This window comes from Litchfieldia alkalitelluris (assembly GCF_002019645.1).
GTDB classification, from domain to species: domain Bacteria; phylum Bacillota; class Bacilli; order Bacillales; family Bacillaceae_L; genus Litchfieldia; species Litchfieldia alkalitelluris.
In genome coordinates this window covers 3,545,792-3,565,849 of the sequence record NZ_KV917374.1, presented here as the reverse complement: position 1 = coordinate 3,565,849, position 20,058 = coordinate 3,545,792, and the positions used below count along the sequence as shown (strand labels likewise).

At 34.3% G+C, this 20,058-nt stretch carries 22 protein-coding genes; 15 read left to right on the top strand and 7 right to left on the bottom strand.

Translation table 11 applies throughout. From position 1 onward, the window contains the following. Window positions 1-13: 13 nt before the first annotated feature. Window positions 14-199, bottom strand: a complete 186-nt coding sequence (locus tag BK579_RS16660) for a YlaF family protein (protein WP_078547382.1) — start codon at window positions 197-199, stop codon at window positions 14-16. 351 nt (window positions 200-550) lie between these two features. On the opposite strand from BK579_RS16660, the gene typA reads away from it, so the two are divergent. The 3 genes from typA to BK579_RS16645 all read left to right on the top strand — a co-directional run bounded on the left by typA (window position 551) and on the right by BK579_RS16645 (window position 3,137). Next, window positions 551-2,392, top strand: a complete 1,842-nt coding sequence (gene typA / locus BK579_RS16655; RefSeq protein WP_078547381.1) for a translational GTPase TypA — start codon at window positions 551-553, stop codon at window positions 2,390-2,392. A 122-nt stretch (window positions 2,393-2,514) separates the two neighbouring features. Beyond that, window positions 2,515-2,832: a YlaH-like family protein gene (locus tag BK579_RS16650; protein WP_078547380.1), complete on the top strand. Its 318-nt coding sequence runs from the start codon at window positions 2,515-2,517 to the stop codon at window positions 2,830-2,832. Between the two features lie 14 nt (window positions 2,833-2,846). Then, entirely contained in the window at window positions 2,847-3,137 is a 291-nt protein-coding gene (locus tag BK579_RS16645) for a hypothetical protein (protein WP_078547379.1), read from the top strand. A 12-nt stretch (window positions 3,138-3,149) separates the two neighbouring features. Here BK579_RS16645 and BK579_RS16640 read toward each other — a convergent pair whose 3' ends face one another. Together BK579_RS16640 and BK579_RS16635 are read right to left on the bottom strand one after the other, a co-directional pair. Beyond that, the gene (locus BK579_RS16640) at window positions 3,150-3,581 is read right to left on the bottom strand and encodes a hypothetical protein (protein WP_078550646.1); all 432 of its coding nucleotides are present in this window, start codon (window positions 3,579-3,581) and stop codon (window positions 3,150-3,152) included. A gap of 20 nt (window positions 3,582-3,601) precedes the next feature. Then, window positions 3,602-3,802 (bottom strand): YlaI family protein, encoded by a 201-nt coding sequence (locus tag BK579_RS16635; protein ID WP_078547378.1) that lies wholly within the window; start codon window positions 3,800-3,802, stop codon window positions 3,602-3,604. Between the two features lie 145 nt (window positions 3,803-3,947). Here BK579_RS16635 and BK579_RS16630 point away from each other — a divergent pair, with 145 nt between their 5' ends. Then, window positions 3,948-4,403: a pyridoxamine 5'-phosphate oxidase family protein gene (locus BK579_RS16630; protein WP_078547377.1), complete on the top strand. Its 456-nt coding sequence runs from the start codon at window positions 3,948-3,950 to the stop codon at window positions 4,401-4,403. A 239-nt stretch (window positions 4,404-4,642) separates the two neighbouring features. Here BK579_RS16630 and BK579_RS16625 read toward each other — a convergent pair whose 3' ends face one another. Continuing rightward, the gene (locus tag BK579_RS16625; protein ID WP_078547376.1) at window positions 4,643-5,236 is read right to left on the bottom strand and encodes a YhcN/YlaJ family sporulation lipoprotein; all 594 of its coding nucleotides are present in this window, start codon (window positions 5,234-5,236) and stop codon (window positions 4,643-4,645) included. Between the two features lie 268 nt (window positions 5,237-5,504). Here BK579_RS16625 and BK579_RS16620 point away from each other — a divergent pair, with 268 nt between their 5' ends. After that, window positions 5,505-6,833, top strand: coding sequence for a PhoH family protein (locus BK579_RS16620; protein WP_078547375.1), 1,329 nt, complete (start codon window positions 5,505-5,507; stop codon window positions 6,831-6,833). Window positions 6,834-6,880: 47 nt separating this feature from the next. Here the strand turns inward: BK579_RS16620 and BK579_RS16615 are convergent, their stop codons facing one another. Beyond that, window positions 6,881-7,378 (bottom strand): hypothetical protein, encoded by a 498-nt coding sequence (locus BK579_RS16615; protein ID WP_078547374.1) that lies wholly within the window; start codon window positions 7,376-7,378, stop codon window positions 6,881-6,883. Window positions 7,379-7,610: 232 nt separating this feature from the next. On the opposite strand from BK579_RS16615, the gene BK579_RS16610 reads away from it, so the two are divergent. Together BK579_RS16610 and BK579_RS16605 are read left to right on the top strand one after the other, a co-directional pair. Beyond that, window positions 7,611-7,892, top strand: a complete 282-nt coding sequence (locus tag BK579_RS16610) for an Fpa/YlaN family protein (protein ID WP_078547373.1) — start codon at window positions 7,611-7,613, stop codon at window positions 7,890-7,892. Between the two features lie 196 nt (window positions 7,893-8,088). Further along, window positions 8,089-9,300 (top strand): FtsW/RodA/SpoVE family cell cycle protein, encoded by a 1,212-nt coding sequence (locus tag BK579_RS16605; RefSeq protein WP_078547372.1) that lies wholly within the window; start codon window positions 8,089-8,091, stop codon window positions 9,298-9,300. 224 nt (window positions 9,301-9,524) lie between these two features. On the opposite strand, the gene BK579_RS16600 is transcribed toward BK579_RS16605, so the two are convergent. Then, a complete protein-coding gene (locus tag BK579_RS16600) occupies window positions 9,525-10,484 on the bottom strand; it encodes a COX15/CtaA family protein (protein WP_078547371.1) in 960 nt (319 codons plus the stop codon). 735 nt (window positions 10,485-11,219) lie between these two features. On the opposite strand from BK579_RS16600, the gene cyoE reads away from it, so the two are divergent. The 8 genes from cyoE to BK579_RS16560 all read left to right on the top strand — a co-directional run bounded on the left by cyoE (window position 11,220) and on the right by BK579_RS16560 (window position 18,813). Further along, a complete protein-coding gene (gene cyoE / locus BK579_RS16595) occupies window positions 11,220-12,155 on the top strand; it encodes a heme o synthase (protein ID WP_078547369.1) in 936 nt (311 codons plus the stop codon). Window positions 12,156-12,440: 285 nt separating this feature from the next. After that, a complete protein-coding gene (gene coxB, locus BK579_RS16590) occupies window positions 12,441-13,511 on the top strand; it encodes a cytochrome c oxidase subunit II (RefSeq protein WP_078547368.1) in 1,071 nt (356 codons plus the stop codon). A 32-nt stretch (window positions 13,512-13,543) separates the two neighbouring features. Further along, window positions 13,544-15,424 carry a cytochrome c oxidase subunit I gene (gene ctaD, locus BK579_RS16585; RefSeq protein ID WP_078547367.1) on the top strand — a complete coding sequence of 627 codons (1,881 nt, stop codon included), beginning with the start codon at window positions 13,544-13,546 and terminating at the stop codon, window positions 15,422-15,424. Then, entirely contained in the window at window positions 15,424-16,044 is a 621-nt protein-coding gene (gene ctaE / locus BK579_RS16580) for a cytochrome c oxidase subunit III (RefSeq protein WP_078547366.1), read from the top strand. The genes ctaD and ctaE overlap by 1 nt, the downstream gene beginning before the upstream one ends. A gap of 4 nt (window positions 16,045-16,048) precedes the next feature. Continuing rightward, window positions 16,049-16,381 carry a cytochrome c oxidase subunit IVB gene (gene ctaF / locus BK579_RS16575; RefSeq protein ID WP_078547365.1) on the top strand — a complete coding sequence of 111 codons (333 nt, stop codon included), beginning with the start codon at window positions 16,049-16,051 and terminating at the stop codon, window positions 16,379-16,381. Window positions 16,382-16,531: 150 nt separating this feature from the next. Continuing rightward, on the top strand, window positions 16,532-17,431 hold the full coding sequence (gene ctaG, locus BK579_RS16570; RefSeq protein WP_078547364.1) for a cytochrome c oxidase assembly factor CtaG: 900 nt from the start codon (window positions 16,532-16,534) through the stop codon (window positions 17,429-17,431). 143 nt (window positions 17,432-17,574) lie between these two features. Beyond that, complete coding sequence (locus BK579_RS16565; RefSeq protein ID WP_078550645.1) at window positions 17,575-18,039, top strand: DUF420 domain-containing protein; 465 nt, start codon at window positions 17,575-17,577, stop codon at window positions 18,037-18,039. 264 nt (window positions 18,040-18,303) lie between these two features. Further along, window positions 18,304-18,813, top strand: a complete 510-nt coding sequence (locus BK579_RS16560) for a GNAT family N-acetyltransferase (protein WP_078547363.1) — start codon at window positions 18,304-18,306, stop codon at window positions 18,811-18,813. A gap of 48 nt (window positions 18,814-18,861) precedes the next feature. On the opposite strand, the gene ytvI is transcribed toward BK579_RS16560, so the two are convergent. After that, window positions 18,862-19,920: a sporulation integral membrane protein YtvI gene (gene ytvI, locus BK579_RS16555; RefSeq protein ID WP_078547362.1), complete on the bottom strand. Its 1,059-nt coding sequence runs from the start codon at window positions 19,918-19,920 to the stop codon at window positions 18,862-18,864. Window positions 19,921-20,058: the final 138 nt, after the last annotated feature.

Genomic DNA, 20,058 nt, shown 5'->3' with positions numbered 1-20,058 from the left:
AAGCAACCTGAAATTATAGGTTGCTTTTTTCACGCATCTTTTTCTTTGTAACAAAACCGAAACCCATGACTATAATTACAGCTAAAATGGATAAAATAGTACCTAAAATACTTCTTTCTGCAATGGCTATTCCTATAGACATCATACAGATTACTGTTAACAAAGAAAAAATAAGCATGGTTATATTTATTGATTTCATCACTTGCACACCTCTTATCAGGTTTTAGATTCTTTTAAATAGGCTCCGTTATACCTTTTGTTGATTTTTACTAATTAGATTTTAATGGAAAACACATAAGAATATAAGAAAGCTTAATAATAAATATAATAACATGTTTATTTTAACAAAATAACATTCATCATTTCTAGTATGTTTATGGTATAATGTTTTAGTTATTGAAAAAGTTGCTAATTAGACTAATTTTAAGCTATAAATCTGGACCACTTTTTATGTGGAATTTATATAAAATACCTCATTACTAAGTTGTACAACTATAGATTTTGGCTACATCCGTCTACTTAAATAAGAAAATATAGGAGATGACAGAGGTTGAACATTCGTAATGATATAAGAAATATCGCGATTATTGCCCACGTTGACCATGGAAAAACAACGCTAGTTGACAAGTTACTTCATCAATCAGGAACATTTAGAACTAATGAGCAAGTTGAAGAACGTGCCATGGATTCTAATGATTTAGAGCGTGAGCGTGGAATTACAATTTTAGCAAAAAATACAGCAATTAATTATAAAGGTACAAGAATCAATATTATGGATACACCAGGACATGCTGACTTTGGTGGAGAAGTAGAGCGTATCATGAAAATGGTAGATGGTGTTCTACTAGTTGTAGATGCATATGAAGGAACAATGCCACAAACACGATTTGTTTTAAAGAAAGCTCTTGAGCAAAATTTAACTCCAATCGTAGTTGTTAATAAAATTGATCGTGATTTTGCAAGACCTGCAGAGGTTGTTGATGAAGTTATCGACCTTTTTATTGAGTTAGAGGCTACTGAAGAACAATTAGACTTTCCTGTGGTTTATGCATCAGCTATAAATGGGACAGCTAGTACTAACCCTGAAAAGCAAGATGATAACATGGAAGCTTTATTTGATATGATTGTAGAAAATATTCCTGCACCTATTGATAACCGCGAGGAGCCGCTTCAGTTCCAAGTTGCTTTATTAGACTACAACGACTATGTAGGTCGTATTGGTATTGGTAGGGTATTTCGTGGCACAATGAAGGTTGGCCAACAGGTTGCTCTAATGAAACTTGATGGAACAGCTAAACAGTTTAGAGTTACAAAACTATTTGGTTTTATCGGTCTAAAGAGAGTTGAAATTGAAGAAGCTGTAGCGGGTGATCTTGTTGCAGTTTCCGGAATGGAAGATATAAATGTTGGTGAAACTGTATGTCCAGTAGATCATCAAGATGCTCTTCCTATCCTTCGAATTGACGAACCAACGTTACAAATGACTTTCTTAGTGAATAACAGTCCATTTGCTGGTCGTGAAGGTAAATTTGTAACATCTCGTAAAATCGAAGAGAGACTTAGAGCTCAGCTTCAAACGGATGTTAGTTTACGTGTTGATAATACAGAATCTCCGGATGCTTGGGTAGTTTCAGGACGTGGGGAACTTCACCTTTCTATTTTAATTGAAAATATGAGACGTGAAGGATATGAATTGCAAGTATCTAAACCAGAAGTTATTGTTAAAGAAGTCGATGGTGTTCGTTGTGAACCTGTTGAGCGTGTCCAAATTGATGTACCTGAAGAGCATACAGGTGCTATTATGGAATCAATTGGTGCACGTAAAGGTGAAATGGTTGATATGATTAATAATGGTAGTGGGCAAGTTCGCTTAATATTTATGGTTCCTGCTAGAGGTCTAATTGGTTATTCTACAGAGTTTTTATCTCTAACTCGTGGTTACGGAATTATCAACCATACTTTTGATAGCTATCAACCAATGCAGCCTGGCCAAGTGGGTGGAAGACGTCAAGGTGTTCTTGTATCAATGGAAAATGGTAAAGCATCATCATATGGTATTATGGGGATTGAAGACCGTGGTGTTATCTTTATTGAGCCAGGTGTGGATGTTTACGAAGGTATGATAGTAGGGGAACATAATCGTGAGAATGATTTAGTAGTAAATATTTGTAAAATGAAACAAGCGACTAACATCCGTTCTGCTAATAAAGATCAGACTGTAAGTATGAAAAAACCAAGACTAATGTCCCTTGAACAATCTCTTGAATATTTAAATGAAGATGAATACTGTGAGATTACACCAGAATCAATTCGTTTACGTAAAAAAATACTTGATAAAAATGAACGTGAAAAAATCGCTAAGAAAAAGAAGTTAGCTGATACGAAAGCTTAATTCATTTCTAGGGAGAGGAGGAATCTTCTCTCTCTTTTTTGTTTTACGTATATACATAAAATACTTGTTATATTAGTATCTTTTTGGTAACGTTTAATAGAAATATGAAGGAGGACTTATTAATGGATGTTAGTCAATACTTATCCTTTTTTCCTAGTTTATATAGAGTTGAAGAAAATCCAACAGCTGGTATGTGGGCACTATATCTAACGATTTTTGCCTTATCTATCTTAGTATATAAACTGGGATTTGCACAAAAATTGCCTATATTAAAATCGGTATTAATTTATCTATTTCTTGGAGTGGGTTGTACAATCTTAACATTCTTGGGCATTTTCCTTCCAGTTACAGAAGGGCTTGTGGTAGCAGCTCTTATATTAATCATTTATAAGATCCGTTTATATCAGTCTAAAAAGCAAAATGTCCCACCTGTTGAATAAGGAAGTGAACTCATATGAAATCAATTCAAGATGCGCTTTATAACTGGTTATCGATAAAAATCGTAGCAGATGCAAGACCTGATGATACGGCAGCGGTTGAAACCTATAAAATGTTTGACAATATACTTAAGGATGATCACAAAGTTCGCGATATAGTGATTACTAAAGATGATGTCATGTATTATGTTTCATATATCCATGAGGAAGTAGAGAAAAAAACAAGATTTCCAATTGAACTTATTGATGTCATGTTTAATCAAATCGCTGATGAACCTGAAAAATATAAGAACTATCCAGAAGAATAAAAATAAACCAAGCTATTTAGCTTGGTTTATTTTTATTTCGGAGTAAGTCAGAACCAACCAATAAACCAAATGGCCAATCGTCCATAATGTAAACGCATAAACATCATTATATTGTGTAATTGGTTGATAAGATACAAGGGAAAGTGGGAAATATAAAAAAATGGTGGGAACTGTAATTAAAAATGAAGCGCTATATAAAGCTCTTCTAGAAGATAAACGTAAGACTACTATAATATAATGAAGTAGTATCCCGATTGCCAAAGAGATGATTAAATGAAAAATAAATTCAACCATCTCGGGATAATTCATCTTATTTATAATAGGGATAAAATCTACGTTTAGTAATAATCTATATACTTGTTTCTCTGTAAGGATTTCTACAAAATTCAAAAATACGCCAAGAGTTATCCCACTTATTAAGCCGGGCATTAGTAATAGTAACATGTAGATTTTAGGCTTTATTTTTACCAATCTTCGTCAGTCCTCTTTTTTCTATAAAGCTTAAAGTTTCCTGTGTCGATGCGCTCTTGAGTTCTTTTTTCGATCCTTTGATTACAGTCTTGACACATATATGTATGAATAGGCCGATTTCTAAGTCGTTTTGCCATACTGGATTCATCGCTAATACTTTCAATTTTATCGCAAATAACACATTTTACTCGCATGATCGATCTCCTCTATATTCACTAAGAAGTGATTAATTCTAATAAAGTATAACATGAATATTAGTAAATTCTATAAGATTTTATGGTTAGTGGTTTCTTGTAAGGGAAAAAAAGATTATATTATAATGAAACTGGAGGGATATATATGGCAAATCAAGTAGAGGAAAGATTAACTCAGCCGTTATTCGACTATTTACAAAAGGAGCGTTTAGTTACTATATCTACAATTGATCACCACTCGGGTGGTCCAAATGTTAATGCAATTTCATGGATTTATGCTCTTAATCACAATGAAATCATATTCGCTGTAAATAGTAGATCTAAAATTATAGAAAATATTAGGAATAATGCAAATTTAGTTATTACGATAATATATAATGAGTCAGTTTATTCTATAAGTGGTAAAGGATTCATCCAAAAGGAACAGTTAGATAAGGTGCCGTTAAAACTTGCAGCTGTTAAATTCACAATAGAAGAGGTTAGAGATATTATGTTTTATGGTGCTCAAATCACCATTTTGCCAAAATATGAAAAAACATATGATTCACTTGCAGCAGAAAAGCTTGATAACCAGGTGATGGAAGCGATGAAAAAAGCCTGAACAAAAGGTGGGAGGTCCCACTTCTTTCGTTCAGGTTTTTTCACTAGATAGGAATGTATAAAATTTCAATCAAATTTTGGTGTCTAGCTCCAGGCTCCATCAGCTCGGGGTCATAAGTCAATCGCAACGGATAAGCAAAAAGCGCCTTCAAAGATGAATTCAGAGAATTCATCCCTGTCAGCGCTCGTGTTATGCCTTTCGCCGATAGGCGGGCGCCTCAGCGCTTTTCTTAGCTTGTTCTATTCATCATTCATATGGTGTTTGGATTGTTCTTGCTGCTTTTGTTCGAGAGAATCTTCCTTGTTTTGTTTAAGTTGGTTATTATTTGTGTCAGTAGGGTCAACGTTTGGGTTATCAATAATATCACTTGGGATATCAGGCATTAGTCTACCGACTATTTGGGCTAGTTCATCTAGGATACCTACTACAGGTCTACCATCTTGTATTTCGTCACCCATTTGTCTCAATCGTTCAAACGTATCGGCATCTGCTATGACAACGGCATTTGCACCATGTGGATCATGCTTTAAGCTTTCAGCAACAGAATATTTTATTGATTCAACTCTAGAACGATCAAGCTTCGAATTCACATCTATCCCAACTACTGCATATTTTCCTAAAACGACTGCTGTAGCATCATTGACATCTGGGATGCTTGAAGCAAGTTCAACAAGATGCTCGGCAACTTCTCTTCCTGTTTTTCGATCTACCTCTTGATTGGTTGTATTCTTAACATGGATTCGGTCATCGTTTTCTTCAGTAGCTTGATTTTGGTTAAAACCACACCCACTTAACAGAAGTATTACCATTATTAAAAGGATAGGTAATCGCATCGTAGTCTCCCTCCTAATAGATATTTAATCAGTGTAATAAGTTCATGATCGGATATTTTTGTTCCGAAACTTAGATTTTTCATTATTATTGTTTAATTATTCTTCTATCTTTATGCATGTTCACATATATTTTTATCAATAGTCAGTCCGTTGCACTTTGAATTACTAAACAGTGTTTAGTAATCGTACCTTGTCACATCCAGAAAAAGATGGACCATCTATTTTCACCCTTAATACAGAAAAAAAAGCCGGAGTAGGGGGCGAAAGATTGAGTAAAATTTATGTATTAGATACGAATGTGTTGTTGCAAGATCCGCGTTCCATTTTTTCTTTTGAAGAAAATGAGGTAGTGATTCCAGCAGTTGTTCTCGAAGAGGTCGATTCAAAAAAACGCTATATGGATGAAATAGGGAGAAATGCAAGACAAGTATCGAAGCTCATAGATAATATGAGGCAAAACGGCAAACTACATGAGAAGATTCCTTTAGAAAACGGTGGTGTTTTACGAATAGAGCTAAACCATCGGTCTTTTCATCAGTTACAAGAAATTTTTGTTGAAAAAACAAATGATAACCGCATCTTAGCGGTTGCAAAAAATTTATATCTAGAAGAGCAAGAGCGTGAAAATGGTAGACCAGTAATATTAGTAAGCAAGGATGCACTCGTTCGTGTGAAGGCTGATGCCCTAGGTTTACAGGCAGAGGATTTTTTAAGCGACCGCGTTGTTGAGGTTGATCACATTTATACAGGTTTACTTGACCTTTACATTAGTAGTGAGTTGTTAGATAAATTTTATACTAAGGGTGAATTAAATTTAACAGAACTTGCTAATCATCCGTTTTATCCAAATCAATTTATAATGATGAAGGATGCATTAGGGGGGTCTGCCTCAGCAATTGGTATTGTTGATAGTACCGGGAAAAAGGTGAAAAAATTAGTCTTTAATCAAGAGCATATTTGGGGAATTCGGTCTAGAAATGCAGGTCAAACCATGGCGTTTGAGTTATTATTACGCAAAGATATTCCACTAGTCACACTAATTGGAAAAGCGGGAACAGGTAAAACATTATTAGCACTAGCTGCTGGATTAATGCAGACAGAGGATTTAGGAGAATACAAAAAGCTACTTGTAGCAAGACCAATTGTTCCAGTAGGTAAGGATCTAGGGTTTTTACCAGGAGAAAAGGAAGAAAAATTAAGACCATGGATGCAGCCAATATATGATAATCTTGAATATTTATTTAATACGAAGAAACCAGGGGAACTTGATGCAATTCTTGCAGGAATGGGTTCCATAGAGGTTGAAGCTCTAACATATATAAGAGGAAGAAGTATTCCGGAGCAATTTATTATTATTGATGAAGCCCAAAATCTGACAAAGCACGAGGTGAAAACGATTCTAACAAGAGTAGGAGAGAAGAGTAAGATTGTGCTTATGGGGGATCCAGAACAAATTGATCATCCTTATCTAGATGAATATAATAATGGATTAACATATGTTGTAGAAAAATTCAAAGAGCAAAAGATAGCTGGTCATGTTCGCTTGAGTAAAGGAGAAAGATCAGGTCTTGCGCAACTTGCTGCAGATTTGCTTTAGAGAAGAAAGGGGCAATGGTTTACACCACTGCCCTCAACTTCGATAACTTATTCTACTATAAATTCGCGAATGTTTTTTATTGGGTTATCTCGATTTGAGCCATCACCATAATATAAGTGGACAGGTCCATCTTCTTTCAAAGGTTTCCCTTTTAAAGAAAACCCCAAGATACCATTATATGCATCATCAATAGGAATCACTACTGTATCCTTGTCGGTAATAACTTTAACACTTCCAGAGCTCTCGTTTGGCGAGGCGTTTTTTAGGAAGTCATGAAATGGAATTCCGAAAGTACCATTCAAAATTTGTTCTTTCTTAAATTTCTTTTCTGACTGAATTGTTGGTGGGTAAATCGCACCTTCTGTGATTTCTCGATCCCAATGCTTTGAGATTGATTTAGTATATTCCTCCAAAGAGTCATCTGGTTTTTTGGCTGAATCAAAATATGTAGTTAAGTCAATTCGTCTATCGTCAAAAATCCAAACCCCAGGATCAAGGGTAATTGTATATCTTACATTCCCAGTAATTAATATAATCGATTCCACTTTTATCACCTTCCCTTATTAGATTATAAGGAAGTCTAAGGTTTTTGTCACATAATTATCATGACCGAATGTATTATTATCAAAAATAAACTAAAACGATACGGTTTGTTATCTAGTCTATATCTTAGTTATAGTAACCTTATATTAGTGATTTTTCTTGCAATTTTACTATATTAGAGGTAATATTTAAAGAAGAGAAAAGGTAATCGCTCGTGAACGGAGGGGTTTGAACTTGGCGTCTGAGATTGCTATTGATCATCGTGAGAAAGCATACGCTTTATTAAAGGCTGATGCTGATAAAATATTAAAATTAATAAAGGTTCAAATGGACAACTTAACCATGCCACAATGTCCATTATACGAAGAAGTTTTAGACACTCAAATGTTTGGCTTATCTAGAGAAATTGACTTTGCAGTTAGACTGGGGTTAATTGAGATTGCTGAAGGTAAAGCACTTTTAGATGCGCTTGAAAAGGAACTTTCTTCTCTTCATGATGCTTCAACTCAAAAGTAAATCCAAACTCAAACTATCTATTTTGAAAAAGATAGTTTGAGTTTTTTTGCTAAATTAGAGTTCGAAATAGTACATAATCTCTGATAAATGCCTGCTTTTTTAGAAGTTTTCGAAGAAATGCAGGAATATTAAATTTTAGATAGAAAAGTATAGTAAAATGATATTGGATTAATGAAATTTATCTGAGGCGATGTACATGATAAAACGAATAATAAAATCATATGATTATCCATTAATTATTGCAATTTGTCTGTTATGTATTTTTGGACTTGTCATGGTATATAGCTCTAGTATGGTTTATGGAGCGACTAAGTTCAGTAATCCTACTTTTTTCTTTGAACGTCAGAGATTATCTTTGATGATTGGATTGGTAGGGTTTATTGGCACGATGTTATTCCCATATAAAGCTTATTCATATTCGAAATTTCTTATAGGAATAGTATTGTTGTCAATTGGTATGCTAGGTGTCGTCTTTATTTTTGGACAAACTGCAAATAATGCACAAAGTTGGTTAAGTCTTGGCACGAGAGGAATTCAACCTTCTGAGTTTACAAAGCTTAGTGTAATTATATATCTTGCTGCTGTGTATTCAAAAAAACAATCTTATATCGACCAATTTGATAAGGCAGTTCTCCCCCCAATTTTATTTACCTTTGTAATTTGTCTCTTTGTAGTCATACAGCCTGACGTGGGAACGGCATTCATAATTGGGATGATCGCTGTTTTTATGGTTTTATGTTCAGGAATGGGGATGAAGAGTTTAATCAAACTCTCACTAATTGCTGTTATCGGATTTGGAGTAATTTCACCAATACTTATGATGAATTACGATAGAATTTTTACCACAGAAAGATTATCTAGATTTGAGGGGTATTCTGATCCGTTTGCTACAGAAGATGATGCAGGCTATCAGCTTGTGAACTCATATATAGCACTAGGTTCAGGTGGCTTATCTGGTTTAGGGTTGGGACAAAGTGTGCAGAAATTTGGTTATCTTCCAGAAAGCTATACTGATTTTATCATGGCTGTTATAGCGGAAGAATTGGGTATTTTTGGAGTGTTCTTCGTGTTGTTTCTTTTAATGTTTGTGATATTAAGAGGCTTTGCTATTGCGAGAAAATGTGAAGATCCTTTTGGAAGCTTACTCGCAATTGGAATATCATCAATGATTGCTATTCAAGCTTTTATTAATTTAGGGGGGTTAACAGGGTTAATACCGATAACTGGTGTTACTCTTCCATTTATAAGCTATGGAGGTTCTTCACTGATTTTATTGTTGACTTCAGTGGGGATTTTAGTAAATGTATCGATGTTTGTGAATTACCATTCAACATACAACAATACAAAGCAAAAGGAAACAACTCAACGACAACAAGCTCAATATCGTTCTAAATATAACCTGCGTTAAACATTTATTCATATCAAGCTTTGTAAAAATTTTCATTGCTGTTAAAAACACAATTACTGATTTTAACGGAGCTTTTTATTTTGTTACTATTCTGCATACTAGCAACGTTCTTTTAGAAATGAGCATAAAATATAAAAAAGCAAAAAGACCAGGGTGCTTGCCTTGGTCTTTTTGCTTTTTTAAGAAAATATAGAATTTAACGCTATAAATTGAGCCGGAGTTCTTTATGGAACGATAGGTGAGTCATTGTTTGTGTCTTTGCGATTAATCTCGCTCGTTGATGAGATATTCTTAGTTCTTGATACGATCAAAATAAGATAGCTTAGTACACCGAATAAGCATGAGATAAATAATGCGTGGGCAAGTGCTATATAAAGATTCAAGTTTGTAAAGACTATAGTTGCACCAGAAATAACTTGTAGGGTGACAAGGATACCACAGATAATCCAGCTCCAAAGAATAATTGGTTGATTCTTATACTTCTTGAATGCGTATCTTAGCGCTACTAATATCCAGATGAAAATTAATCCAGCAGCTAAACGATGTCCCATTTGTATCCATTCAAATGAAGTTAGTGGAAGACCGTATTGATTAGGATGACAATTAGGCCAACTTGTACATGCAAGACTTGCCCCCTTATGACGAACCAGTGCTCCCGAATATACGACAATATAACAATAAATAGAAATCCCAATTATATGAAATCTCATCTTTTTGTCCAAAACAATGGAATCAACCTTTAACTTCCGATCAAATTCAAAGATTAGTAAAGTTAGGAGAAGCACAGATGCAAATGAAATAAGTGATATCCCAAAATGCAATGCCAAAACAGCATCAGATTGTCCCCAAACTACAGCCGCAGCTCCTATTAAGCCTTGTAATAATAAAAAAGAAAAGGATAATATTGACAAAAACTTCACTTCTCGAATATGACCAATGGCTTTATACGTCCATACCGATAAAGTTAGAACCAAGATACCAACGACACCAGAAACTACGCGATGACTGAGCTCAATAATCAATTCCGGTGTAATATTGGAAGGTACAAGTTCGCCATGACATAATGGCCAAGAGTCTCCACAGCCTGCACCTGATTCAGTTTTGGTTACAAGAGCTCCACCCAATAAAACAAATAACATTCCGATTGTTGTTAGTACAGCAAACCACTTTAGAAAACGCTGCAACACATTCACCTTCTTAATTTATATAACTAGAAATGTGTTGATTCAAAGGAATCTTTCAAAATGCACATATAAAGTGTCTCTTATATGAAAAACTCTGTTTAAACCAACTTTATTGCAAGAGATATTGCTTGGTTAAAATATACGACTATAATGATATATCAATTATAGGTAAATATCAAAGTATATATTTTCAAATAAATAGATTTCATTATTATATAAATTTAATTTTTCAGGGTCTGAAAACCAACTTGGAATTTTGTGAAATGAAATCTTTGAATTAAAGTTTCCTAGAAATCTTCAATGACTATTTTATGTACAGTAATGTATAAAAAAGTAACTAATATTCACTATTACTATAGTGAAAATGTTTTTAATACAAGACTTGATTTTGAAATAAAATTAATAGGGATATGCTTTTTGGATTAAGAGTGTATAATACTTACTAGAACAAAATAATGAAATATAAGTCATAAAAAAGTCAAATTTTATTCAAAATTTGTTCACAAATCCAACAAAAAGTATGGTTTAATATACAAAGACGGAGTTTTTTAATATAATTTTATAGAGAAAGAATTTTTCTTTTTCACTGTCTGTACAGAGGAAAGCGCATGAAATAATTAGATTTATTATGAAGAAAAGCTATTTTTGATAAAATCTCTTAAATATTTGAATAGAAATACCTCTGTCAAAATGTTAGAATTGAATGTACTGTCCACTTAAAGGAGGATTTATATAATGGGAAATACGAGAACGATGCCTGATGCAGCTTCTCACATCGAAGACACTAATCCTCAAATCCTGGATAAGAGGTTAGTTCTTAAGGACTTTCTAGCATTAATAAAGATTGGAATTGTCAATTCTAACTTTATCACAACCTTCACAGGTATTTGGTTAGCGCTATACTTTACTGGAGAAGGTTTGTTAGCGAATATTAGCACTTTAATCTTTACACTGCTGGGATCTTCACTTGTAATTGCAGGTTCCTGTGCAATCAATAACTTTATCGATCGAGATATTGATCATTTAATGGAAAGAACAAAGGATAGACCCACTGTAACCGGAAAAGTTGTACCGGTTCATGTATTATATATGGGAATTGCATTTACATTCCTAGGGACAGTTTTTCTTTCACTTACTACATTAACAGCCGCAATAATTGGATTAGTTGGTTTTGTGACATATGTTTTCTTATATACAATGTGGTCAAAGCGTAGATATACTATTAATACAGTTATTGGAAGTATTTCTGGAGCGGTACCACCGTTAATTGGGTGGGCAGCTATTGATCCAGGTCTTCATACAGTAGCGTGGGTACTGTTTTTAATTATGTTTATCTGGCAACCTCCGCATTTTCTTGCAATTGCTATGAAGCGTTGTGAGGAATATAGAAGAGCTGGAATTCCAATGCTTCCTGTTGTTCATGGATTTGCAATTACAAAACGCCAAATGGTTGTTTGGGTTGCTTGTCTCTTACCACTCCCATTCTATTTATTTTCACTAGGTATTCCGTTTCTTATCCTAGCAACCCTATTAAACATTGGGTGGTTAATAATTGGAATAATGGGATTCAAAATGAAGGATGATATTAAGTGGTCAAAGTATATGTTTGTATACTCGCTTAATTATTTGACCATTCTGTTTGTAGCAATGGTAATTGTTACAGCAATCTAAACTTAGTCAGATTACATTACTTTGTAATTCTTTCTCTTAGAAATTTAATATAGAAGGAATTTATATCTTTTGAAAATTGAAGTTAACTGTTAAATGATCTATTGATTCAATTTGCTTTAAGCGTGTGAGTACTACACACGCCTACATAATAGGAACTGATCATCTACTCATATCTGTTTTTATTTACGAATGTTGCTATGAGTCAATAACAGGGGATGTTAAACAGGTTCAATTGTAAGAAGATATCAATCACTAAATACTTTGAAAGAGGGGTTTGATTTCACTATGAAAAATTGGCTACCAAAATTGCGCTTTTTCTCTCTATTTGCTTTAATGGCGCTGATGTTAGCAGGTTGCGGTGAACCATTCATATCTACACTTCAACCAGCTGGTGAAGTGGCAGATATGCAGTATTCATTAATGATTCTGAGTACTGCTATAATGGTTCTTGTAGTCATTGTTGTTTCAATCTTATTTATCTATGCAATAGTTCGCTTTCGCCGTAAAAAAGGTGATGAAACAATTATTCCAAAGCAAGTCGAAGGCAGTCATAAGCTTGAAATGATCTGGACTATTATTCCAATTTTACTACTTATTGTATTGGCTGTACCGGTTGTATCTGCAACTTTTAAATTAGCTGATGTTTCGCCTATGGAAGCGGAAACTCGTGATGAGGATGCGCTGATAGTAAAGGTAACAGCAAACCTGTATTGGTGGGAATTTAATTACCCTGATTTAGGAATTGTTACAGGTCAAGAATTAGTGGTTCCAACAGATGAAAGAGTTTACTTTGAACTAGTGGCATCTGATGTAAAACACTCATTCTGGATTCCTTCTGTTGGAGGAAAGATGGATACTAACACTGATAACGTAAATAAGTTCTTTTTAGAATTTGATCAAGAAGGAACTGATAAAGCTGGTGGACTTTTCTATGGCAAATGTGCTGAGTTATGTGGTCCTTCACATGCATTAATGGACTTTAAAGTAAAGCCGCTTCCAAGGGAAGAGTTTGATCAATGGGTATCTGATATGCAAAATGCTGAAGTGTATGAACCAACTACAGAACTAGCTTCTCAAGGTGAGCAAGTATTTAATCAATATAACTGTATTGGCTGTCATGCGATTGATACGAGTGAAGTAAGACCAACAGCACCAAACTTAGCTAACTTTGGCGAACGTTCAAGTATTGCTGGTCGCTTTGAATTTAACGAAGAGAATCTAAAAAAATGGATCAGAGATCCAGAAGCATATAAGCCAGGTAACCTAATGACAAAGTCTTATGATCATGAGGGTATGTCTGAAGAGGAACTTGATGCTTTAGCAGAATATTTATTAAATCTAAAAGTACAAGATTAATTAACAGAAGTATTTAAAAGGGAGGTTACACTGTGAGTACGTTAGCTCAGAAAAAGGGGTTTGGCGCGACTGTGTGGGATTATTTAACAACAGTTGATCATAAAAAAATCGCCGTCCTTTATCTTATTGCCGGTGGCTTCTTTTTCCTACTCGGAGGACTAGAAGCAATGTTTATCCGAATTCAGCTTGCAATTCCGGATAATAATTTTGTAAGCGCAGGATTTTACAACGAAATACTAACAATGCATGGGACAACAATGATTTTCCTTGCTGCAATGCCACTTTTATTTGCTTTAATGAATGCAATTATGCCATTACAAATCGGTGCGCGCGATGTTGCATTTCCATTTATTAATGCATTAGGATTTTGGTTGTTTTTCTTTGGTGGAGTTTTTCTAAACATGAGTTGGTTTTTAGGTGGAGCACCTGATGCAGGTTGGACTAATTATGCATCACTTGCTTTACACTCACCAGGACATGGAATTGATTTTTATGTACTAGGTCTTCAAATTTCTGGTATTGGTACACTTATCGGAGGGATTAACTTCCTTGTTACCATTATCAACATGAGAGCACCTGGTATGACTTATATGCGTATGCCATTATTTACTTGGTCTACTTTCGTAGCATCAGCTTTAATCTTATTTGCTTTTCCTCCTTTAACAGTAGGATTAGCACTAATGATGTTTGACCGTTTATTTGGAACAGGCTTCTTCGTTCCTGAAATGGGTGGAAATACAATTATCTGGGAGCACTTATTCTGGATCTTTGGTCACCCGGAAGTATATATTCTTGTACTTCCTGCGTTTGGGGTATTCTCAGAAATTCTTGCAACATTCTCAAGAAAAAGATTATTCGGATACTCATCAATGGTATTCGCGACGGTCCTTATCGGTTTCTTAGGATTCATGGTTTGGGCTCACCACATGTTTACAACTGGGTTAGGTCCAATCGCAAACGCAATTTTTGCTGTTGCAACGATGGCTATCGCAGTTCCAACAGGAATTAAAATATTTAACTGGATTTTAACAATGTGGGGCGGTCAAATTACGTTTACTGTACCGATGTTATATGCGGTTGCATTTATTCCATCATTTACAATGGGTGGTGTAACAGGAGTAATGTTAGCTGCTGCAGCTGCTGATTACCAATTTCATGACACGTACTTCGTTGTTGCCCACTTCCACTACGTAATTGTAGGTGGAGTTGTATTTGGTCTATTAGCAGGTGTAACTTACTGGTGGCCAAAAATGTTCGGTCGCATGTTAGATGAGAAACTTGGAAAGTGGACGTTCTGGTTATTCCTTATCGGTTTCCACTTGACATTCTTTATTCAACATTTCCTTGGATTAATGGGGATGCCACGTCGTATCTTTACATTCTTACCAGGTCAAGGTCTTGAGCTAGGGAACCTAGTAAGTACAATTGGTGCTTTCTTTATGGCTATTTCAACACTAATTCTTTTAGTAAATATAGTTAAGACATCCATTAATGGACCTAAAGCAGAAGCTGATGCATGGGGAGATGGACGTACACTTGAGTGGGCTATTCCTTCACCTCCTCCTGAGTATAACTTTAAGCAAACACCGTTAGTACGTGGATTAGATGCACTTTGGGTAGAAAAAATGGCTGGTAAAAAAGGAATGACACCAGCTGAACCAATTGGTGATATTCATATGCCAAACGGCTCGATCTTACCGTTTACAATGTCACTAGGATTGTTTATTTCTGCATTCGGATTTATCTATCAATTTGGTGATAAACACGATGCTTGGGCAATTCCTGTCATCTTTATAGGAATGGCGATTACGTTTGGTTCTATGTTCTTACGTTCTGTTATTGATGATCATGGATTCCATATTCATAAAGAAGAACTTATGGATGATGATGATAATAAGGGGGTTAAAGCATAATGCATGTTGAAGAAAAATTAACTGCAGAAACATTTCCTGCATCACCGGAAAAAGCAACCCTCGAAGGGAAAAATAAATTTTTAGGATTCTGGTTATTCTTAGGTGGAGAGACTGTTTTATTTGCTTCTCTATTTGCAACATTTTTAGCTCTTAGAGACAAAACAAATGGTGGTCCTACATCACAAGAGTTATTTGAATTACCACTTGTGTTTTTTGCAACAATGCTCTTATTAACAAGCTCGTTAACGAGTGTATATGCAATCTATCACATGAAGAACTTTGACTTCAAAAAAATGCAACTATGGTTAGGGATTACTGTTGCGTTAGGAGCAGCTTTCCTAGCACTTGAAATTTATGAATTTAATCACTATATCCATTTAAAGCATACTATTACAAGTAGTGCTTTTGGTTCAGCATTCTATGTTCTTGTTGGAACACATGGTGCTCACGTTGCATTTGGATTACTTTGGATTCTTACACTAATGATTAGAAATGCGAGACGAGGACTTGACTTATACAATGCACCAAAATTTTATGTAGCAAGTCTTTACTGGCACTTCATTGATGTTGTTTGGATTTTCATTTTTACAGTTGTATATTTAATGGGAATGGTGGGATAAACTGATGGCGACAAATCAATCAAATTCAGGACACCCAAAAGTTGATATTGCTTATCGCAGACGCAAAAATGCTGAAGATATGAGACATCAATTAGTATCGTTTGCTATTACTCTTTTCTTAACTCTTGTTGCATTTTTTGCAGTAGCAGCTGATTTTGATGCATGGTATACAGTACCGTTTATTCTTCTTCTAGCTGTTGTTCAACTAATTTTTCAACTTTATTACTTTATGCACATGAGCCATAAAGGGCATGAGGCACCTGCTTTATTCCTTTATTCAGGTGTTTTAGTAGGGTTAATTACAGTTTTGGCATTTACAACAATTATTTGGTGGTAAATGAAACAGAAGAAATCGGCTATAGCCGATTTCTTTTTTTGAACCGATTTCTAATATAAATAGAATCTATTACCATCCATGAAAGTTTGAATCCGTGCATTAAGGGTTGTATAATAATTACATAAAGTTAGATTCTAAGGTGGTATAAACATGTCAATTGATATATTTGGTTTTAGAGCATTATGGAGTCCATATTTCTTTCTTGTTATAGTGTTAATTACGATTGCTTATTTTTTATTAATTGGACCGATTAGAAAGAGATATCAACTTGGAGAAAAAGCGACAGCTAAACAAATATCGTTTTTTTCATCTGCAATGCTTTTAGTGTACGTATGTAAAGGAAGTCCTGTTGATTTATTAGGTCATTTGATGTTTAGTGCACATATGACTCAAATGGCAGTCTTGTATTTGGTTGTTCCACCGTTGTTGATCTTGGGAATGCCTGCTTGGATGCTGCGAGCTGTTGTTAATAATAGGTATATAAAACCAGTTTTTAAATTTCTTACACTACCGTTATTTGCTTTAATTGCTTTTAATGGAGTATTTTCTTTTTACCATATTCCATTAATTTTTGACGTAGTAAAAACTAGTATGTTACTTCATTCATTAACAACAACAATATTATTTATTGCATCAATCATGATGTGGTGGCCTTTAATTAACCCGTTGCCTGAGTGGCAAACATTAAATGGTTTAAAAAGAGTTGGGTATATCTTTGCAGATGGAATTTTATTAACGCCAGCGTGTGCATTAATCATATTTGCAAATACACCTCTTTATGCTACGTATACTGATCCTACAGCATGGGCAACTGCTCTTGAACTCTGTGTGCCTCCGGCTATGTTGGCAACTATAGATCTAACTGGGCCTCAAATGTTTAATTCCTTACCATTAGTTGAAGACCAACAATTAGGGGGAGTGATCATGAAAATCATCCAAGAAATTGTTTATGGTACTATTTTAGGTGTGATTTTCTTTCAATGGGTTCGTAAAGAAAGAGAGCAGGAACAAATTGATGCTGATTTAATCAATCCTAATCCGATAAAATAATATGAAACGGGATGCCTAAAAAGTTCACTAATATGTCAGTTGACACTATAGGTATCCTTGTTTATTTTGCTGATTTATTGCAAATTAAATTGAACTCTACTAAAATTAAAAGGTATATTCTTGAACTAAAGAGAGGAACAGATATGACCAATTTACCTATATTACCAACAATAAGTACTATTTTCATAGTATTAAGTGCAATTACTGTTGCAGTAGGATGGTATTTAATTGTAAAAGGAAGAGTGGAAGCACATAAGAAGACAATGACATTAGCAGGGATTTTTGCTATTATCTTTTTCATCATTTATGCTTCTAGAACAATATTTATTGGAAACACTCAGTTTGGTGGTCCAGATGAAATCAAAATTTACTATACCGTTTTTCTAATCTTTCATATATTTTTAGCGACTGTAGGAGCAGTTTTTGGAATTGTTTCGCTCTTAACAGGCTATAAGAACCAACTAATTAAGCATAAAAAGATTGGACCAATAACAAGCATTATTTGGTTTTTTACAGCCACAACTGGTGTTGCAGTGTATCTATTATTGTATGTTTTTTATCACGGGGGAGAAACAACTTCTGTTATTAAAGCGATATTAGGGTTTTAGTAATAAGTATAAGGTGTTATGGAATAGGATATTCTATAACGCCTTTTTTTATGGCTTATTTAGTAATATTGGGGCGGCGTGTCATTATGATCCCCCTTTGTTACATCTAAGGTGAATCAAGTATGTTAGAGAGGCATCTTTTCATCAAGTGATTACCTTTTGTTTACTCTCAAGATAGGGAATTTAGCAACATTCTAACAGGACGAATATCTTACAATAGAATGTATTTATTTACTTTTAAATTTCAGAAAGGGAGATGTTGAGATGATTGAGATCTTTACTGAACGATTATTAATAGTACCTTGTTCATTAGACATCGCAAAATCACTCATTTTTCATCGACAAGAACTTGAGAAAAGGTCACCAATCATCATTCCGCAAGGCTGGCCGTCACCACTGGTTAAAAGTACGCTACCCATTTATATTGAGAATCTTGAAGAAGATGAGTCCGTTTATGGTTGGGGCCTTTGGATGATTATCGATTACTCGGAAAAGAAGATTATTGGAGATGTTTATTTGCAAGGAAAACCAGATAAACGAGGGCATGTAAATATTACTTTTAATATGGTGAAAGATCTAAAAGATTATAGTTTAACCTATGAGGCTGTAGATGCACTGATTGAATGGCTAATCACCCAGACAGAAGCCACAAAAGTTATTACGGAATGCAGCGATAGTAATTTGCAATACATCAGGTTATTTGAGAAATTAGGTATGAAATGCACAAAAAAGGAAGGGAAATTTCTGATGTGGGAACTAAGTGAAGCGATGTAAAAAATCCAAATAAAAATAAAAAGGAGGGAATTACCTCCTTTTCTATTTTTATAACTTAAAATTTAACTTAATGATTCCTGCTTCTCTTGCTGAATTAAAAGCTATTAAAATCATTGGTCCTATGATAAACCCTAAAATACCAAATAATTTTAAACCTAAGTACATAGCAATTAAAGTAGACAATGGAGATAATCCAATATGGGTTCCCATTACTTTAGGTTCAATTGTACGTCTAATTACGAGTAATATTGCTCCAAGAATTGCTAACTTTGTCCCTAATACAATATCACCTGTAATTAAGTGGAATAGAGCCCATGGCAACATAATTATAATAGATCCGATAATTGGAATGATGTCGATAATCCAGATCACAAATGCCATTACAAAAGCAACCTCGGGTGTTATGAAAAACAAACCGATAAGTGATGTAATAAAGATCAATACACTTACGAGAAATTGTGCCTTCATAAAACCAAGTACTACATATGAGAGTCTAGAAACCATAAAATTAACTTTGTCTGCTGTTCTTTCAGTTAAATGAGCATTTACTCTTTGACGCATGTTGGGAATATCTAACATAAATAAGAATAAAGCAATTACATAAACAAGAAAGCTAACTAGGAAGTTCGGTATGTTGGTTAATAGTGATTTTAAGTTGTCAATATTTAAATAAGATACAATATAAGTTTGTAGTGTTAACAAAAAGCCTTCTAATTGTTTACTTATTACCGCAACAAATTCGGGTGGGAGATCCTGAGATTTTAAAGCAAGGTCTCTCTCTAACTGATGTATGACCCTATTAATCTCATTTATATATAAAGGAGCATTCTCAATAATATTTATTGCTTCCCCAATAATCTTGGTTGTTAGAAAATATCCGCTTACGATAAGTGCTAACAAAAATAAAATAAAAGTGATAAGTACTGAAATATTACGTTTTAGTTGAAGCCTTTTCTGCATTATTTTTATAATAGGCTCTAAAAAAAGAGCTGTTATAAAGGCAATGATTAGTGGCACTGAAACTGGCAAGATAAAGAATGCAATTACAACGAGTATAATTAGACTTAATGAAATTAAAAGGACTCGTTTAGAAAATAGCTGAGACAAATGGTGTTTACTCCTTTCTAGAAAAAACAGACTGTATATTAAATTATAGTAGAAACTGTTGATAAAACCAACTATAAAAGAACTTTATATAATTAAATTTATTATGTTTTTGTGCCCAATTTTCAAATTTGTCATACA

Coding starts and splice junctions, on each gene's coding strand:
- BK579_RS16625 (WP_078547376.1), bottom strand. CDS start 5,236: ATGCGATTACCTATCCTTTTAATAATGGTAATACTTCTGTTAAGTGGG.
- BK579_RS16650 (WP_078547380.1), top strand. CDS start 2,515: ATGGATGTTAGTCAATACTTATCCTTTTTTCCTAGTTTATATAGAGTT.
- BK579_RS16605 (WP_078547372.1), top strand. CDS start 8,089: ATGATAAAACGAATAATAAAATCATATGATTATCCATTAATTATTGCA.
- BK579_RS16635 (WP_078547378.1), bottom strand. CDS start 3,802: ATGCGAGTAAAATGTGTTATTTGCGATAAAATTGAAAGTATTAGCGAT.
- BK579_RS16560 (WP_078547363.1), top strand. CDS start 18,304: ATGATTGAGATCTTTACTGAACGATTATTAATAGTACCTTGTTCATTA.
- BK579_RS16630 (WP_078547377.1), top strand. CDS start 3,948: ATGGCAAATCAAGTAGAGGAAAGATTAACTCAGCCGTTATTCGACTAT.
- BK579_RS16645 (WP_078547379.1), top strand. CDS start 2,847: ATGAAATCAATTCAAGATGCGCTTTATAACTGGTTATCGATAAAAATC.
- coxB (WP_078547368.1), top strand. CDS start 12,441: ATGAAAAATTGGCTACCAAAATTGCGCTTTTTCTCTCTATTTGCTTTA.
- cyoE (WP_078547369.1), top strand. CDS start 11,220: ATGGGAAATACGAGAACGATGCCTGATGCAGCTTCTCACATCGAAGAC.
- BK579_RS16640 (WP_078550646.1), bottom strand. CDS start 3,581: ATGTTACTATTACTAATGCCCGGCTTAATAAGTGGGATAACTCTTGGC.
- ctaG (WP_078547364.1), top strand. CDS start 16,532: ATGTCAATTGATATATTTGGTTTTAGAGCATTATGGAGTCCATATTTC.
- ctaF (WP_078547365.1), top strand. CDS start 16,049: ATGGCGACAAATCAATCAAATTCAGGACACCCAAAAGTTGATATTGCT.
- BK579_RS16565 (WP_078550645.1), top strand. CDS start 17,575: ATGACCAATTTACCTATATTACCAACAATAAGTACTATTTTCATAGTA.
- BK579_RS16660 (WP_078547382.1), bottom strand. CDS start 199: ATGAAATCAATAAATATAACCATGCTTATTTTTTCTTTGTTAACAGTA.
- ctaE (WP_078547366.1), top strand. CDS start 15,424: ATGCATGTTGAAGAAAAATTAACTGCAGAAACATTTCCTGCATCACCG.